13 protein-coding genes are annotated in these 15,617 nt (G+C 71.2%); 10 read left to right on the forward strand and 3 right to left on the reverse strand.

Going from position 1 to position 15,617, the window contains the following annotated elements; genetic code table 11:
- The first annotated feature begins 30 nt into the window (after nucleotides 1-30).
- Entirely contained in the window at nucleotides 31-1,086 is a 1,056-nt protein-coding gene (locus AB0F56_RS35065; RefSeq protein WP_362017234.1) for a tartrate dehydrogenase, read from the forward strand.
- Nucleotides 1,087-1,132: 46 nt separating this feature from the next.
- Here the strand turns inward: AB0F56_RS35065 and AB0F56_RS35070 are convergent, their stop codons facing one another.
- Nucleotides 1,133-2,566: a cytochrome P450 gene (locus tag AB0F56_RS35070; RefSeq protein ID WP_362017236.1), complete on the reverse strand. Its 1,434-nt coding sequence runs from the start codon at nucleotides 2,564-2,566 to the stop codon at nucleotides 1,133-1,135.
- 94 nt (nucleotides 2,567-2,660) lie between these two features.
- Here AB0F56_RS35070 and AB0F56_RS35075 point away from each other — a divergent pair, with 94 nt between their 5' ends.
- On the forward strand, nucleotides 2,661-3,668 hold the full coding sequence (locus AB0F56_RS35075) for a LacI family DNA-binding transcriptional regulator (protein WP_362017238.1): 1,008 nt from the start codon (nucleotides 2,661-2,663) through the stop codon (nucleotides 3,666-3,668).
- 7 nt (nucleotides 3,669-3,675) lie between these two features.
- Here AB0F56_RS35075 and AB0F56_RS35080 read toward each other — a convergent pair whose 3' ends face one another.
- Nucleotides 3,676-4,371, reverse strand: coding sequence for a phosphatase PAP2 family protein (locus tag AB0F56_RS35080; protein WP_362017240.1), 696 nt, complete (start codon nucleotides 4,369-4,371; stop codon nucleotides 3,676-3,678).
- 257 nt (nucleotides 4,372-4,628) lie between these two features.
- Between AB0F56_RS35080 and AB0F56_RS35085 the strand changes: the two genes are divergently transcribed.
- The 8 genes from AB0F56_RS35085 to AB0F56_RS35120 all read left to right on the forward strand — a co-directional run bounded on the left by AB0F56_RS35085 (nucleotide 4,629) and on the right by AB0F56_RS35120 (nucleotide 14,378).
- Complete coding sequence (locus tag AB0F56_RS35085) at nucleotides 4,629-6,323, forward strand: AMP-binding protein (protein WP_362017242.1); 1,695 nt, start codon at nucleotides 4,629-4,631, stop codon at nucleotides 6,321-6,323.
- 22 nt (nucleotides 6,324-6,345) lie between these two features.
- Nucleotides 6,346-6,843 (forward strand): thioesterase family protein, encoded by a 498-nt coding sequence (locus tag AB0F56_RS35090; RefSeq protein ID WP_362017244.1) that lies wholly within the window; start codon nucleotides 6,346-6,348, stop codon nucleotides 6,841-6,843.
- Nucleotides 6,844-6,946: 103 nt separating this feature from the next.
- Nucleotides 6,947-9,415 carry a bifunctional salicylyl-CoA 5-hydroxylase/oxidoreductase gene (locus AB0F56_RS35095; protein ID WP_362017245.1) on the forward strand — a complete coding sequence of 823 codons (2,469 nt, stop codon included), beginning with the start codon at nucleotides 6,947-6,949 and terminating at the stop codon, nucleotides 9,413-9,415.
- 12 nt (nucleotides 9,416-9,427) lie between these two features.
- Complete coding sequence (locus AB0F56_RS35100) at nucleotides 9,428-10,468, forward strand: carbon-nitrogen hydrolase family protein (protein WP_362017247.1); 1,041 nt, start codon at nucleotides 9,428-9,430, stop codon at nucleotides 10,466-10,468.
- A complete protein-coding gene (locus AB0F56_RS35105; RefSeq protein ID WP_362017249.1) occupies nucleotides 10,465-11,577 on the forward strand; it encodes a cupin domain-containing protein in 1,113 nt (370 codons plus the stop codon). Before AB0F56_RS35100 ends, AB0F56_RS35105 begins: the two co-directional genes overlap by 4 nt.
- Before the next feature lie 175 nt (nucleotides 11,578-11,752).
- On the forward strand, nucleotides 11,753-12,658 hold the full coding sequence (locus AB0F56_RS35110; RefSeq protein WP_362017251.1) for a fumarylacetoacetate hydrolase family protein: 906 nt from the start codon (nucleotides 11,753-11,755) through the stop codon (nucleotides 12,656-12,658).
- 72 nt (nucleotides 12,659-12,730) lie between these two features.
- Nucleotides 12,731-13,438: an Asp/Glu racemase gene (locus tag AB0F56_RS35115; protein ID WP_362017263.1), complete on the forward strand. Its 708-nt coding sequence runs from the start codon at nucleotides 12,731-12,733 to the stop codon at nucleotides 13,436-13,438.
- A 109-nt stretch (nucleotides 13,439-13,547) separates the two neighbouring features.
- Nucleotides 13,548-14,378 (forward strand): PaaX family transcriptional regulator C-terminal domain-containing protein, encoded by an 831-nt coding sequence (locus AB0F56_RS35120; protein WP_362017253.1) that lies wholly within the window; start codon nucleotides 13,548-13,550, stop codon nucleotides 14,376-14,378.
- A gap of 33 nt (nucleotides 14,379-14,411) precedes the next feature.
- On the opposite strand, the gene AB0F56_RS35125 is transcribed toward AB0F56_RS35120, so the two are convergent.
- Nucleotides 14,412-15,524 (reverse strand): M20/M25/M40 family metallo-hydrolase, encoded by a 1,113-nt coding sequence (locus AB0F56_RS35125; RefSeq protein ID WP_362017255.1) that lies wholly within the window; start codon nucleotides 15,522-15,524, stop codon nucleotides 14,412-14,414.
- Nucleotides 15,525-15,617 lie beyond the last annotated feature (93 nt).

Below are 15,617 nucleotides of genomic sequence, written 5' to 3' on the forward strand. Positions count from 1 at the left end.
GGGTTGTGGACGGTTGTTGGAATGCTTGCCATGACGAACCACAGCATCGCCCTCATTCCCGGTGACGGCATCGGCACCGAAGTGCTTCCGGCGGCACGCGAGGTCCTCGACACCGTCGGAAAGCGCCACGGCATCACGTTCACGTACGAGCCCTTCGACTGGTCCTGCGAGCGCTACCTCCGCCACGGATCGATGATGCCCGAGGACGGCCTGGAGCAGCTCCGCCGGCATGACGCGATCCTTCTCGGCGCCGTCGGCTACCCGGGTGTGCCGGACCACGTCTCCTTGTGGGGGCTGCTCATCCCGATCCGCCGGGCCTTCAGCCAGTACGTCAACCTCCGCCCGATCCGCGTCTTCGACGGCCTGCCCAGCCCCGTACGCGCGGCCCTGCCCGGCGAGGTGGACTTCGTGGTCGTCCGGGAGAACACCGAAGGCGAGTACAGCGAGATCGGCGGCCGGATGAACCGAGGGTTCCCCGATGAACTGGCCGTGCAGCAAGCCGTGTTCACCCGAGCCGGAGTGACCAGGGTCGTCGACTTCGCGTTCCGTCTCGCCGAACGACGCGGCGGCCCCCTCACGTCGGCGACGAAGTCCAACGGCATCGTGCACACCATGCCGTTCTGGGACGAGTTGGTGGCCGAGCGTGCCGCCGAACACTCCGCGGTCGAATGGCACCAGGAGCATATCGACGCGCTGGCCGCCAAGTTCGTCCTCGACCCCGCACGCTTCGACGTCGTCGTCGCGTCCAACCTCTTCGGCGACATCCTCAGCGACCTGGCGGCGGCGGTGGCCGGCGGCATCGGCATCGCACCGTCCGCCAACATCAACCCGGAGGGCACGTACCCCTCCATGTTCGAACCGGTCCACGGATCGGCCCCCGACATCGCCGGTCAGGGGATCGCCAATCCGATCGGCGCGATCTGGTCAGCCGCCATGATGCTCGACCACCTCGGCCACCCCGAGGCCGCGGCCGACGTCACCGGCGCCATCGCCCGCGTCCTGGCCACCACCCCGGTACGCACCCGTGATCTCGGCGGCTCCGCCTCCACCGCCGAGTTCACGTCCGCCATCCTTCAGCACCTCTGACGGGAGGCAGGGGCCGGTGACCTCCGGAACTGCCTCTCCCCTCGCATCACCAGCCGTTCATCGAGTTCCACCAGCCCCACCGCTGCACTGTCGGGCCGCTGTCGGCGGCCGCCCGCTCCTCCTGCCGCCTCTCCGGTACGCCCATCACCGTGTGGGGCGCAGGCGCTGCGGTGACGGCCATCGGGTCGGGCAGGGGCGGGGGGAACGCCACCGGCAGCGCGACCGGGGTGCCGCGCCAGAGGGTCGGCTGCCAGCGCAGATCTGAGTCGGGTACGCCGGCGCGGACCGGGCTCAGCCGACTCAGCAGCACGTCCACGGCCGTCTCGACGATCGACCGGGCCACGTCCTTGGCGGGGCATCCGTGAGAACCGGTGCCCCAGGCCAGGTGGGCGCGCGTTCCGGCGTCGTGCGAGCTGTGGACGAGGAGGTCGGCGTGGGCGGCCGCCAGGCAGGGAATGAGCAGGTCCGCGGCGCGCACCCGACAGCCCGCGAAGTCGATGTCGCCGCGCGCCCAGCGGCCGGCGATGTTGGGGACCGGCGAGCCGTCCCACAGTGCGCGATCGGCGACGTCCGTGACGGTCAGCCGACCCGTGGCCATCGCCGAACCGAGGCGGGCGTCACCCAGCAGCAGGCGCATCGTCCCACTGATCCAGCCGACGGTGCTCTCTCCTCCCGAGCGGAGGATCGACGCCAGGTTGTGGGCCACCTCGTCCTCCGTGAGGTGCGTGGCATGAGCCAGCAGCCATGACGTGAGATCCGGGCCGGGCGCCTCACGCTTCTCGGCGACCAGACGGTGCAGCGTCCGCATCAGCTCGGCCTCGGCGCGGTCCGCGTCGTGGGCGCCGCCGGTGATCGAACCGAGCAGGGCGGCGAGCGTCCGCTCCCCGGGCGCCGGAAGTCCGATCAGCACCCTGAAGGCGTACCACACCAGGGGGCGGGCGTACTGGGTGATGAGATCCGCGTGGCCGTTCATGCCCCAGCCGTCCAGCAGCGCCTCGGCCTGCTGCCGGACGGCGCCGCGCAGCCGGCGCAGGTCGATGCCGTTCAAGGTCTCCGTCACGACCTGGCGCTGCCGGCCGTGCGCCTCGTCGTCGAGGCGGTTCAGGGCCGGACGCCAGCCCAGAACCGTCAGCAGCGGGGAATCCTCGGGCAGGGAACCCTCGGCGATCGCGCTCCAGCGCCGTGCGTCGCTGGAGAAGGCCTGCTCGTTCCAGACGAGCTCAAGCACCTCCTGGTAGCCCATCACCAGCCAGGCCCCGACCCCCGGGCCGATCTCCACGGGGGCGATCGCACCCCAGCGCCGGCGCAGGGCCTCGTAGACGCGGCGCGGATCCTGGGCAAGCAGGTCGCCGTGCAGAGGAACCAGACCGTGGTGTTCCGGGACCGGGGATTCGTACGGCGATGCGTGCGGCGATTCGGACGGGGATTCGTGCGGCGATGCGTGCGGCGATTCGTACGGTGACTGATCGCGCTGATCCATCGGGGTCCTTTCAGGCGTCGTTACGGGCTATAACACGTGTAACCTTGCCGGGGGAGCGGTCGGTCGACCGGAAAGGCGAGCGAAGAAGGACGACATGGCGAGAGAAACGCCCGGTGCCGCCTCGGTCACGAGCACGGACGTAGCGCGCCTGGCGGGGGTGTCCCGCGCCACCGTGTCCTTCGTGCTGAACAACACCCAGGGCCACCGGGTCGGCGACGGCACCCGAGCCCGGGTCCTCGCCGCGGCCAACACGCTCGGTTACGTGCCGCACGCCGCTGCCCGCTCCCTGCGGGCCGGGCGGAGCAACCTCGTCCTGCTGCCCGCATCCGTCTCCGCGATCGGCAGCCTGGTCAGCAGCTGGGTGGACGAGCTGCAGAGCGAGCTCGAACGCCACGGCTACACGACCGTGCTGCACACGGGCCGATTCCCCGACGCGGCGAGCGCCGCCCGCTCGTGGGCGGAGCTGAGGCCCGCCGCGGTGTTGGCCATGAACGGTGACCGGATCACCGGAGAGGCCGGGGACATCCTGCGTCGCGCCGGTGTGCGCGGGCTGCTCGCCGTCGCCGCCCGTCCGGTGGAAGGAGTCCACACCGTGGTGTTCGACCACGGGCGCATCGGTGAGGCCGCCGTGGAGCACCTCATCGCCCGCGGACGCGGCAGGATCGGTGTGGTCATGCCGCAGGAGCGAGGACTCGACGCCTTCGGTCGACCGCGGCTGGCCGGCGCCGAGAGGGCCGCCGCCCGACACATGGCCACCGTCACGCCGGTGGAACTCGCCTACACGCGCGAGTCCGCCACGACCCTGGCCGCGCGCTGGCCGGACCTGTGTCTGGACGCGGTCTTCGCCTTCAACGACGAGTACGCCGCTCTCCTCATGCACGCACTGCGGAGTGCCGGCATCGCCGTCCCGGACGAGGTCGCCGTCGTGGGCTGTGACGACCTCGTACCCTCCGCCCTCCAGCGGCCGCCGCTCACCACGGTCCGCCTGCACCTGCCCGCCGCGGCAGCCATCGCCGGCACCCTTCACGCGCTGATCGAGCAGGGTGCCGCGCCCGCGGTGTCCGAGGTCCAGGCCGAGTTGGTGCACCGGCTGAGCTCCTGAAGGGGCCTCAGTCCCGGGAGACGGCGCCCTCACGGGCCAGCCCCCGCCTGAAGAGCCACCAGAGCAGCAGGCCGGCGCCGGCGCCGACCGAGGCGCCCGCCACGGTGTCGCTGAGCCAGTGGGCGTGCAGCCAGGTACGGCTCCACATCATCGCCACGGTGAACAGCGCGCCCGCGATCCACCATGCGCGCCGCCGCGCCACCGGTACGAGCAGGGCGCCCACGACCACCACGAGGAGCGCCGCTCCGGCTGCGTGACCGGACGGGAACGAGCCGTGGTCCACGCGGACCAGGGGGTTCGCCGGACGGGGCCGGTCCACCAGGTGCTTGAGGAGCTGAACGACGGCCATGCTCCCCACCAGGTAGCTGGTGAGCAGGTAGGCCGTGGACCACCAGCGCTTCCGCACGATCAGGAAGATCAGCAGGCCGACGGGAACGACCACCCCCAAAGGCCCTCCGAACCAGTTCAGCGCGGCCGCCAGGACGGCCTGGAGACCGCCGTGGGGGCCTGACATCCAGGTCAGCCACTGCTGGTCCAGCCCCTGGAAGGGCGGACGCTCGGGATGCCGCAGGACGGCGATCCCCAGCAGCGCGGTGACGAGAAGGAAGAAGATCCCCAGGTGAAGCGCGCCGGCCGGTGGGGGAGCCGGGACGGTTCTGCGGTGCCGGGTGGCGGCCGGGGGAGCAACGGAAACAGCGGACATGGAAGCCTCTCGCGACCGGGGCGGTACCCGCGACCCGTATCGGGTGTCACACGAGGGAAGAGCGCCGGGAAGGATGCCTGGCATGTTACACGTGTAACAGTTCCCTGTCGGTGCGGGCGCCCGACATCCTCGCACCGGCGGGTGTCGACGTAACGCGCTGTTGCCGAAAATCGAGTATTGCGAATCATTGACGGTCGGAAGATTAGCGAGATACTTTCCCCACTCTCCCTGCTGCCCCGAGATTGAGGTGCCGCCCCATGGAGCTCTCCCCGTCCTCCCACGTCGACACGTTCTGTCGCGATCGACTCCCGCCCGCTTCCCTCTGGCCCGAACTGCACTTCGACCTACCGGAGTTGCGCTACCCGGACCGGCTCAACTGCGCCGAGCGACTCCTCGACGAAGCCGTCCGGCGCTGGGGCGCCGACCGGCCCTGTCTGTTGAGTCCCACGGAGCGGTGGACGTACGGCGACCTGCTGGAACGGGCCAACCAGGTCGCCCAGGTGCTCACCGAGGACTTCGGTCTCGTTCCCGGCAACCGGGTTCTGCTGCGCGGCCCCAACAACCCATGGCTGGTGGCCACTTGGCTCGGAGTCCTCAAGGCCGGCGGGGTCGCCGTCACCACCATGCCGCTGCTGCGCGCCGGCGAGCTCGCGGAGCTCTGTGAGATCAGCCGGCCGACCGTGGCCGTCAGCGACCATCGCTACCTCGAGGAGCTCGCGGCCATCGGCCCGTCCGGGCCGGCCGTGCTGGCGTACGGCGGCCCCGGCGAGGAAGACCTGGTCGCGCGCTGTACGACGAAGGACGGGCGGTTCTCCCACGTCGCCACCGCGGCGGACGACGTGGCCCTGATCGCCTTCACCTCGGGAACGACCGGGCGGCCGAAGGCGACCCTGCACTTCCACCGGGACGTCCTGGCCAACGCGGACACCTTCTCCCGCCATGTCCTACGGCCCCACCAGGACGACGTCTTCACCGGAACCCCGCCCCTGGCCTTCACGTTCGGCCTCGGGGGGCTGGTGGTCTTCCCGCTCTCCGTGGGTGCGTCCACGCTGCTGATCGAGCAGGCCACGCCGCGACAGTTGGCCGACCTCGTGGCGGAACACGGAGTCACCGTGCTCTTCACCGCGCCCACCGCGTACCGGGCCATCATGGCGGCGGACGCGGTGCGCCGGTTGGCAGGGCTGCGCCGCTGTGTGTCGGCGGGGGAGGCGCTGCCCGCGGCCGTGTGGGAGGAGTTCCACGCCGCCACCGGGCTGCGCATCATCGACGGCATCGGCGCCACCGAGATGCTCCACGTGTTCATCTCGGCCTCCGATGACGAGATACGCCCCGGCTCGACGGGCAGACCCGTCCCCGGATACCGGGCCCGCGTCGTCGACGAGGCGGGTGAGCCCGTCCCGGACGGGCAGCCCGGCCTGCTCGCCGTCACCGGACCCACGGGCTGCCGGTACATGGAGGACCCGCGTCAGAGCGTGTACGTCAGGAACGGCTGGAACATCACCGGCGACACCTACATGCGTGACGCCGACGGCTACTTCTGGTACGTGGCCCGCAGCGACGACATGATCGTCTCCTCCGGCTACAACATCGCGGGCCCCGAGGTCGAGAAGGCGCTCGCCACCCATCCGTACGTCGAGGAATGCGGTGTCGTCGGAGCCCCGGACGACAAGCGCGGAATGCTCGTCAAGGCGTACGTGATCCTCCGGCCCGGTGTCGCACCCGACGGGGCGACGGTCAAGGAACTCCAGGACCACGTGAAGCGAACCGTCGCGCCCTACAAGTACCCGCGCGCCGTCGAGTTCGTCACCGAACTCCCGCGGACGAGCAACGGAAAGCTCCAGCGCGCCGAGCTGCGCAAGCGCGCCCACGACGCCGCCCATCAATCCACCCTGCACACAGCCGAGCAGACCGCCCTGCGCTCAGCCCGGCCGACCGCCCACCACACCGCCTAGCGGCCGAAGGAAAGGCACGATCATGGACAACTCCAGCCCGCTGCAGGCGGATTCCCCGGTGACCGGCAGCTGCGCCGCGGGATGCCCCGAGGCCCTCGCGCAGAACCTGCCCAGCGTCGTCATCGAGCGGCGCGTCGAATGGCCCGACACGGACGCGGCCGGCCACTACCACCACTCCACGGTGGTGCGCTGGGTCGAGGCGGCGGAGGCCGTCCTGCTACGGCGACTTGGCCTGGCCCATCTCTTCGGCAGTACGCCCCGCGTCCACTTCGAGGCCGACTACCGGGCCCGGCTCTGGTTCGGCGAGACCGTCCGTACCGAACTGAGGGTCACCAAGGTCGGAACCAGCTCCGTGCACTACGCCTTCACCGTCCGCGGTGAGGGGGAGGAGCCGGCTGCCACCGGGCACATGGTCATCGCCCACTCCGCTTCACGGGCCACCGGCTCCACGGCCTGGCCCGACGACGTGCGGGAGGTCCTCACGAAGGCCGGTCCGCAAGCCCCCGAGCTCTTCGCGTGACGCGGGGCGACGAGTCGAACGTACCCCGCAGGATGTGTCGACTTCTTGACGCTCGCCAAATCAGCGACATATTCTGCTGTTCGGAACCACTAGGAGGAACACCGTGCGTGTAGCAGTCATCGGAGGAGGGCCCGGCGGGTTGTACTTCGCGGCGCTGGCCCAGCAGCTCTCACCGGAGTGGGAGATCACGGTCTGGGAGCGCAACGCCCGCGACGACGCGTTCGGCTTCGGCGTCGTGTTCTCCGACGAGACCCTCGACGGCATCGCGCAGGCCGATCCCGCCGTGTTCGCGGCGATGTCCGCGGAGTTCGCCCGGTGGAGCGACATCGATGTCCGCTACGGCGGCGAGGTCCACGTCTCCGGTGGCCACGGCTTCGCCGCGCTCGACCGCAACCGGCTGCGGGAGATCCTGCAGAAGCGCTGCGCCGAGCTCGGGGTGGAGGTGCGCTACGGCACCGAGGCGCCGCCCGTCGAGGAACTCTCCGCCGGCTACGACCTGGTGGTCGCCGCGGACGGAATCCGCTCCACGGCCCGCGCGACGTACGCCGACAGCTTCCGCCCGGAACTGGACGAGCGCCACTGCCGCTACATGTGGCTGTCCACCGACCGCGTCTTCGAGGCGTTCACCTTCATCGTCGAGAAGGGGGAGTTCGGCAGCATCCAGGTCCACGCCTATCCCTACGACGACAAGCGCAGCACGTTCATCGTGGAGATCGCGGAGGACGACTGGCGGCGTGCGGGTTTCGAAGCGCTCGCCGACCGGGAGTTCGCGCGCGGCGAGAGCGACGAGGCGAGCGTACGACGGTGCGAGGAGATCCTGGCCGACCACCTCGACGGCCACCGCCTGATACCCAACGCCTCGAAGTGGATACGTTTCACCACCGTACGCAACGCCTCCTGGCGCCACGGCAACGTGGTCCTGCTCGGCGACGCGGCCCACACCGCGCACTTCTCCATCGGCTCCGGCACCAAGCTCGCCATGGAGGACGCCCTCGCCCTGGCTGCCTGCCTGCACGAACACCCGGACGTGGCCTCCGCGCTCGCCGCCTACGAGACCGAGCGCCGACCGGTGGTCGAATCCACCCAGCGAGCCGCCCAGGCCAGCCTCGAATGGTTCGAGAACGTCGGCCGCTACACGGCCCAGGAGCCCCCGCAGTTCGCGTTCAACCTCCTCACCCGCAGCCGCCGCGTCACCTACGACAACCTGCGTGTACGCGACGAGGAGTTCACCACCGCGGTCGACTCCTGGCACGCCGACGGGAGCGCCCTGACGGCCACCCGGCCCGGCACCGCCACGGGCTCCGCCGCCACCGTGCCGCCCATGTTCCGTCCCTTCCGGCTCGGCGGGCTGCTCCTGCGCAACCGGGTCGTCGTACCGCCCACCGCCCTCTACACCGCACGCGACGGAGTTCCCGGCGACTTCGACCTCGTCCACCTGAGCACCCAAGCGCTGGGCGGCTCCGGACTGGTCCTCGCCGGCATGACCGCGGTCAGCGCGGACGGCCGGGCCTCCACGGGCTGCCCCGGCCTGTACACGGACGAGCAGGAGGCCGCCTGGCGGCGCGTCACCGCCTTCGTGCACGGCCAGTCGGACACCTGCCTCGGCATCCAGCTCACGCACGCCGGCCGCCGCGCCGCCACGAGCGTGCCCCGCGCGGACGGCAGGTCCGTCCCGCTCGGAGCAGCCGGGTGGCCGCTCGTCGCCGCCTCCCCGCTGGCCTGGACCGACGGCGCCGTCGTCCCCCGGGAAGCGACCCGGCAGGACATGGACGCCATCGCAGGCGACTTCGTCGCCGCAGCCGAACGCGCCCACCGCGCAGGCTTCGACGTGCTGGAACTCCAGTACGGGCACGGCCACTTGATGTCCGGGTTCCTCTCGCCGCTCACCAACGTGCGGACGGACGCGTACGGCGGCAGCCTCGCCGGCCGCCTGCGCTTCCCCCTGGAAGTGCTGCGCGCGGTGCGCGCGGTCTGGCCCGAGGGCAAGGCCCTCGTGGTCCGCATGTCCGCCGCGGACTGGGCCGACGGGGGCACCAGCGAGGCCGATGCCGTGGAGATCGCCCGCGCGCTCGGCGCGGCGGGCGCGGACGCGATCGACGTGTCCACCGGCGAGGTCGTCGCCCACGAGCGGCCCCGGTTCGGGCGCAGTTACCAGACCCCGTACGCCGACCTGATCCGCAACGCCACGGACATCCCCACCATCGCCGTCGGCGCGATCTCCACCTACGACGACGTCAACTCGATCATCCTGGCCGGCCGGGCCGACCTGTGCGCCGTCGGCCGCGCCCAGATCCACGACCCCCTGTGGACCCTGCACGCCGCCGCCGCCCAGGGCTACCACGGCCCGGCGGCACCCTGGCCCGCCTCCTGGCGGGCGGGCAGCGGACGCCCACCGGGCGCGCGCACCGACCGCGTTCCGCCCCGCCTCGAGCTGCTCCGCGTGGCTTCTGCCCCTGTGCACCAGCGCTGGGTCCCACGCCTCCCCGCCGCCGCGACCGCCACCCCCGACATCGCCGCCGCGACCGCCACCCCCGACATCGCCGCCGCGACCGCTGCCGTATCCGCCTGCTGACCTGGAGAACCGATGGACAATCTGCCACGCTTCACCGCCGCGGCCGTACAAGCGGCTCCCGTGTACCTGGACCCCGCGGCGACCGTCGACAAGGCGATCGCCCTCATCGCGGAGGCGGCCGCCGCGGGCGCCGAACTGGTCGTCTTCCCCGAGGTGTTCGTCCCCGGCTATCCGTACTGGAACTGGACGATGAACCCGGTCCAGGGATCGCCCTGGTTCGAGCGCCTCTACCGCTCGGCCATCGACGTCCCCGGGCCGTACGTCGATCAACTGCGCGCCGCCGCACGCCAGTACGGGATCGTCCTCGTCATCGGCGTCAACGAACGCGGGCCGCACAGCCTCGGCGTCCTCTACAACACCCTGCTCACCATCGGCCCGGACGGCGAACTCCTCGGGGTCCACCGCAAGCTGGTGCCGACCTGGGCCGAGAAGCTCACCTGGACCGGCGGGGACGGCAGTTCGCTCAAGGTGCACCAGACGCCCGTCGGCCCGCTCGGCGCCCTCGCCTGCGGCGAGAACACCAACACCCTCGCCCGCTTCACGCTCCTCGCCCAGGGTGAACTGGTCCACGCCTCCTGCTACATCGCCCTGCCGGTGGCTCCCGCCGACTACGACATGGCCGAAGCCATCGCCGTCCGCACCGCCGCCCACAGCTTCGAGGGCAAGGTCTTCTCCGTCGTGGCCTGTTCGACGATCTCCCCGGAGATCGTCGACGCCCTCGCCGGCGACGACGAGGAGCTGCGCAAGCAGTTCACCCGCCCGCGCAGCGCCCTGTCCGGGATCTTCGGCCCCGACGGCCGCCCGGTCACCGAACCGCTCGTCGACGACGAGGGAATCGTCTACGCCGAGATCGACCTGGCCCGGTGCATCCAGCCCAAGCAGATGCACGACATCGTCGGCCACTACAACCGGTTCGACGTCTTCCAGCTCCACGTCGACAACCGCCCCCGCACCCCCGTGACCTTCGCGACGGATCCGGCGCACACCGGGGTACCCCAATCCACTTCCACGGACGTCACCGGCATCACCGGCATGACGAAGGAGGACGCATGACCACCGAGTACGACGACAGCCAGTTGGGCCGAGCACGGGTGTCCGACTCCCCTGAACTCACCGCGTTCTACGGCGAACTCGCCCAGCTCGAGGCCGGTGCGCTCTGGACCGTGGCCAACGACATCGAGCCCTGGTACCCCCAGCCGAAGTCCGTGCCCGTCCTGTGGCGCTACAGCGAACTGCGGCCCCTGGTCCGCAAGGCCCTCGACCTGGTCAAGGCCGACGACGCCGGCCGCCGCGTCGTGATGCTCGTCAACCCGGGCCGCAAGGACGTCAGCGCGGCCGTGGGCCTGCTCTACACCGGGCTCCAGATCATGGGCCCCGGCGAGGCCATGACCGCCCACCGCCACCAGGCCGCCGCCCTGCGCTTCGTCCACGAGGGCACCGGCGCCTGGACCATCGTCGACGGCCAGAAGCTGAAGGTCGGTCCCGGCGACTTCGCCATCACCCCGAACGGCACCTGGCACGAGCACGGGAACGAGTCGGACGACGCCCCGGTCATCTGGCAGGACGGACTCGACATCCCGCTGGTCAACGCCCTCGACGCCGGCTTCTACGAGGTGCACCCCGAGCTGTACCAGACCCCCGGAAAGGTCATCAACTCCTCCGTACTGACCTACAGCGCGAACCTCCTGCCCTACGGCGCGGAGAAGTGGACCCGCCCCTACTCACCGCTGCTCGCCTTCCCCTGGGAACCCACCTACGAGGCCCTCCTCGGCCTCGCCAAGGCCGGCGAGGGATCCCCGTACGACGGTGTGATCGCGGAGTACACCAACCCGGTCACCGGCGGTTCCGTCATGCCCACCATGGGCGCCCACATGCAGCTCCTGCGCCCCGGCCAGGCCACGCGGGCGCACCGCCACACCGGGTCGGTGATCTACACCGCCGCCAAGGGGCGCGGTGTCTCGGTGATCGCCGGTCAGCGCTTCGAGTGGCAGCAGGGTGACATGTTCTGCGTCCCGTCCTGGGCTTGGCACGAGCACGCGAACCTCGACCAGTCCGAGGACGCCTGCCTGTTCTCCTTCAACGACTTCCCCGTCATGCGCTCGCTCGGCTTCCACCGCGAAGAGGCGTACACCGACAACGGCGGGCACCAGCCCACCGCCTGAACCGCTCCGCCGTACCGGAGGCCGCCGGCCCTGACACCGGCACCGGTACGGCGGAGCACCGAGCCGGGCGCGGTTTCCTCCCCCGCTCCGCCCCGGACCGGGGCGGCGGCGGAGCGACCTGAGTTCCACCGCCGCCCCCACCCCTCAGCAACCCATCACACGCAAGGAGCACCCGATGCGACTGGTCACCTACAGCCTCCCCGAGACCCCCGAGCGCCTGGGCGCGCAGGTCGACGACCTCGTCGTCGACCTCGCCACCCTGGCCACCCAGGCGGATGTCCAACTGCCCCTGAATCTGCTGTCGTTCATCCGGGCGGGCGCGACCGCCCAGGACACCGCGCGTGGCCTGCTGGCCGACGGTCCCGCGGCCTGGCCGGCCGAGGCCGTGCACCGGCTCGACGAGGTGTCGCTGCGGGCCCCGCTGCGCCCCGGCAAGATCATCGGTGTCGGACTGAACTACGTGGAGCACGTCGAGGAGTCCAGCCGCAGCCTGGACACCGACAGGGAGCGCCCCTCGCGCCCCGTGCTCTTCAGCAAGCCCGCCACGGCCGTCACCGGCCCCGGCCAGCCGATCCTGCACAACGCGGACCTCACCACTCAGCTGGACTGGGAGTGCGAACTGGCCGTCGTCATCGGCCGCACCGCCTTCCGGGTGAGCGAGGAGGAGGCGTACGACCACATCTTCGGTTACAGCATCGTCAACGACATCAGCGCCCGCGACCAGCGCCGCTCCGGCCAGTGGTTCTTCTCCAAGGGCCAGGACTCCTACGCCCCCTTCGGCCCCGCCGTCGTCACCGCCGACGAGATCGCGGACCCCATGGCCCTGGACCTCTCCCTGCGCGTCAACGGTGTCATCAAGCAGAAGTCCAACACCCGCCACATGCTCTTCCCCATCGCCCGCCTCATCGCCGACATCTCCTCCGGCGTGACCCTCGAACCCGGTGACGTCATCGCCACCGGATCGCCCGCCGGTGTCGGAGCGGGCATGGTCCCGCCGGAGTTCCTGCACCCCGGCGACACCGTCGAGGCCACCGTCGAAGGCATCGGCACCCTGACCAACCCCGTCGTCGACGCCCGCTGAGGAGCGACCGTGACCGACCGCAACCCCCGCACCTACCGCATCGGCCAGATCGTGCCGAGCTCCAACGTCACCATGGAGACCGAGGTCCCCGCGATCCTGCGCGCCCGGGAGACCGTCGCGCCGGAACGCTTCACCTTCCACTCCAGCCGGATGCGGATGACCCACGTCACCCGGGAACAGCTCAAGGCCATGGACGCCGACTCGGACCGCTGCGCCGTCGAACTCTCCGACGCGCACGTGGACGTCCTCGGCTACGCCTGCCTGGTCGCCATCATGAGCATGGGGCTCGGCTACCACCGCACCTCCGAGGAGCGGCTGCACCTGCGTACCGTGGAGAACGCCGCGCCGGCCCCCGTCGTCACCAGCGCCGGCGCCCTCGTCCACGGTCTGAACACCCTCGGGGCGAAGAAGATCGCCCTGATCGCGCCGTACATGCGCCCGCTGACGAAGACCGTCGTCGACTACCTCACCCACGAGGGCATCGAGGTGCTCGACTACCAGGCCCTGGAGATCCCCAACAACCTCGACGTCGCCGCGCACGACCCCGCACGCCTTCCCGGGCTCGCCAAGGCCCTGGACCACAGCGACGCCGACGCCGTCGTGCTCTCCGCCTGCGTCCAGATGCCGTCTCTGGGCGCGATCGACGAAGCCGAACAGCTCCTCGGCAAGCCGGTCGTCTCGGCGGCCGTGTGCACGGCCCACCAGATGCTGCGCGCCCTGGACCTTCCGGCGACGGCCCCCGGAGCGGGCCACCTCCTGTCCGGCGCCTACGCGGAGTGAAGAGGGCGCGCCGCCCCCGTCGTCGCACACCCGGCCGTGACCCGAACCTGGACGGTGCCCCGTCCTTCCGGCTCGGTAGGATCGCGACCGCGTACGACGGAAGGCGATCATGGCGGACACTCCCCTCAGGCCCAGCTCGTTGATCAACACGGTCTACGGGGCGTTCCTGCGACGCCTCGGAGGCTGGATCTCCGTCGCCGACCTGATCACCCTGATGTCGGAGCTGGACGTCGACGGCCCGGCGGCGCGCTCGGCGATCTCCCGCCTCAAGAAGAAGGGCGTACTCGAACCGGAGCGCCGCGGCGCGACCGGTTACCGGCTGAGCCCCGCCGCGCGCCCCGTCTTCGACGAGGGCGACCGGCGCATCTTCGGCAGCCTGGAACCGGCGAAGCTCAGCGACGGCTGGGCGATGGCCGTCTTCTCCGTACCGGAGTCCGAGCGCTCGTACCGCTACCAGCTGCGCACCCGGCTGACCTGGCTCGGCTTCGGCAACATCGCCCCCGGCGTGTGGCTGGCCCCCGGCCGGCTCCTCGGCGACGCCCGCGAGATGCTCGTCCGGCGCGGGCTCAGCGAGTACGTCCACCTGTTCGCCGCGGACTACGCCGCCTTCAGCGACCTGCCGGGGACGGTCAGCTCGTGGTGGGACTTCCCGGCGATCCAGGAGCAGTACGCCACGTTCACCGACGCGTACGGCCCCGTCGCCGCCGGCCTCGCGCGGCAGCGCGACATCGACGGCGCCGAGGCCTTCCGCCACTACGTCCCGATGCTCACCCAGTGGCGCCGCCTGCCCTACCTCGACCCCGGCCTGCCCAGCGAGCTGCTCCCCGCCGACTGGAACGCGGTCGTCGCGCGCCAGATCTTCCAGGAACTGCACGACGTCCTCGCCCCGCCGAGCCTGCTGCACGTACAGCAGGTCACCGGCCTGGCGGATCCGTCGTAGAACGACACCCTGCCCGGCAGAGGATGGCTCCCTTCAGGTCGCGAATCTGAGGACCGCGTCGAGCAGGCAACTCCCGCCGAGCATCAGGTCGGAGATCCGGGCATGCTCGTCGGGGGCGTGGATGAGTCGCATGATGTCCGCGTCGCCCGCGGAGGAAAAGAAGCCGACGACCTTCGTCTCGGGGAAGGCGCGGGCGTCCGTGGCCGCCGGATTGATGTACGGCAGGACACGCGCGCCCGGTTCGTGGGCGGCGACCGCGTCGCCCAGCAGCCCGGTGACGACGAACTCCCGTAGGACGGGGTCGATGGGCAGGGCGTGCGCACCCGCCCAGGTCGGCTCCTTCAGCAGCCGCCCGATCGCCTCCGCGCCCGCGCCTGGGTGCAGGTCCGCCAAGGTACGCAGCATGCGCCGCGAGGCCGGATGCAGCACCGACTCCGGGGCGAACGCGCGCAGCCTCAGCAGGGCCTCGGCCAGGGTGAAGACCGCGGACTCCGCGCGCGGGACGGACGCGTGACCACCGGGCCCACGCGCGGTGACCCGCATCCGGGCGCTGCCCTTCTCGGCCACCTGCACGGTGTACACCGGGCCGCCGGGCGTCATGAAACGCTGTCCGCCGCCTTCGTTGAACGCCAACTCCGCCTCGACGAGGCCGCGGTGGTGCTCCCAGAGCCAGTACGCCCCCAGTCGGCTGCCGGCCTCCTCGTCGGCGGTGACCACCATCAGCACATCGCGGGTCAGCCGGAACCGGTGCGCGGCGACCTGGCCCTTCATGTCGAGCGCCCCGCGGCCCCACACGCGGCCGTCGGCCACCTCGCCCGAGAAGGGCGGACGACTCCACCCCTCGGGCGGCCCCGTGCCGACCACGTCGGCGTGGCTCAGCAGCATGAGCGGCGGCTTCTGCCCCGAACCGGGCAGCCGCGCGACGAGGTTGGCCCGTCCGGGCTCGGACTCCAGGACGGTGTGGGTGATGTCGGCGCGAGACAGCTGATGGGAGAGGTAGCGGGCGACGGCGATCTCGTTGCCCGGCGGGTTCGAGGTGTCCAGGCGGATCAGCGCCGAGAGGTGGCTGACGAGGTGTCGTTCCTGGTCGGCCCAGGAGAAGGGCACCGGCACCGGAATCGGCATCGGCTCGGGTGAGGTGGACATCTGCGCTCCTGAGTTCCCTGGAACCACTTGCGGGCACGGTCGAGGGGCCCCGCCGGGGGGGGGCGCCGGGCCCCCGCCGGGCGCGGGCGCGGG

Source organism: Streptomyces sp. NPDC026092, from assembly GCF_040638605.1.
Lineage (GTDB): Bacteria > Actinomycetota > Actinomycetes > Streptomycetales > Streptomycetaceae > Streptomyces.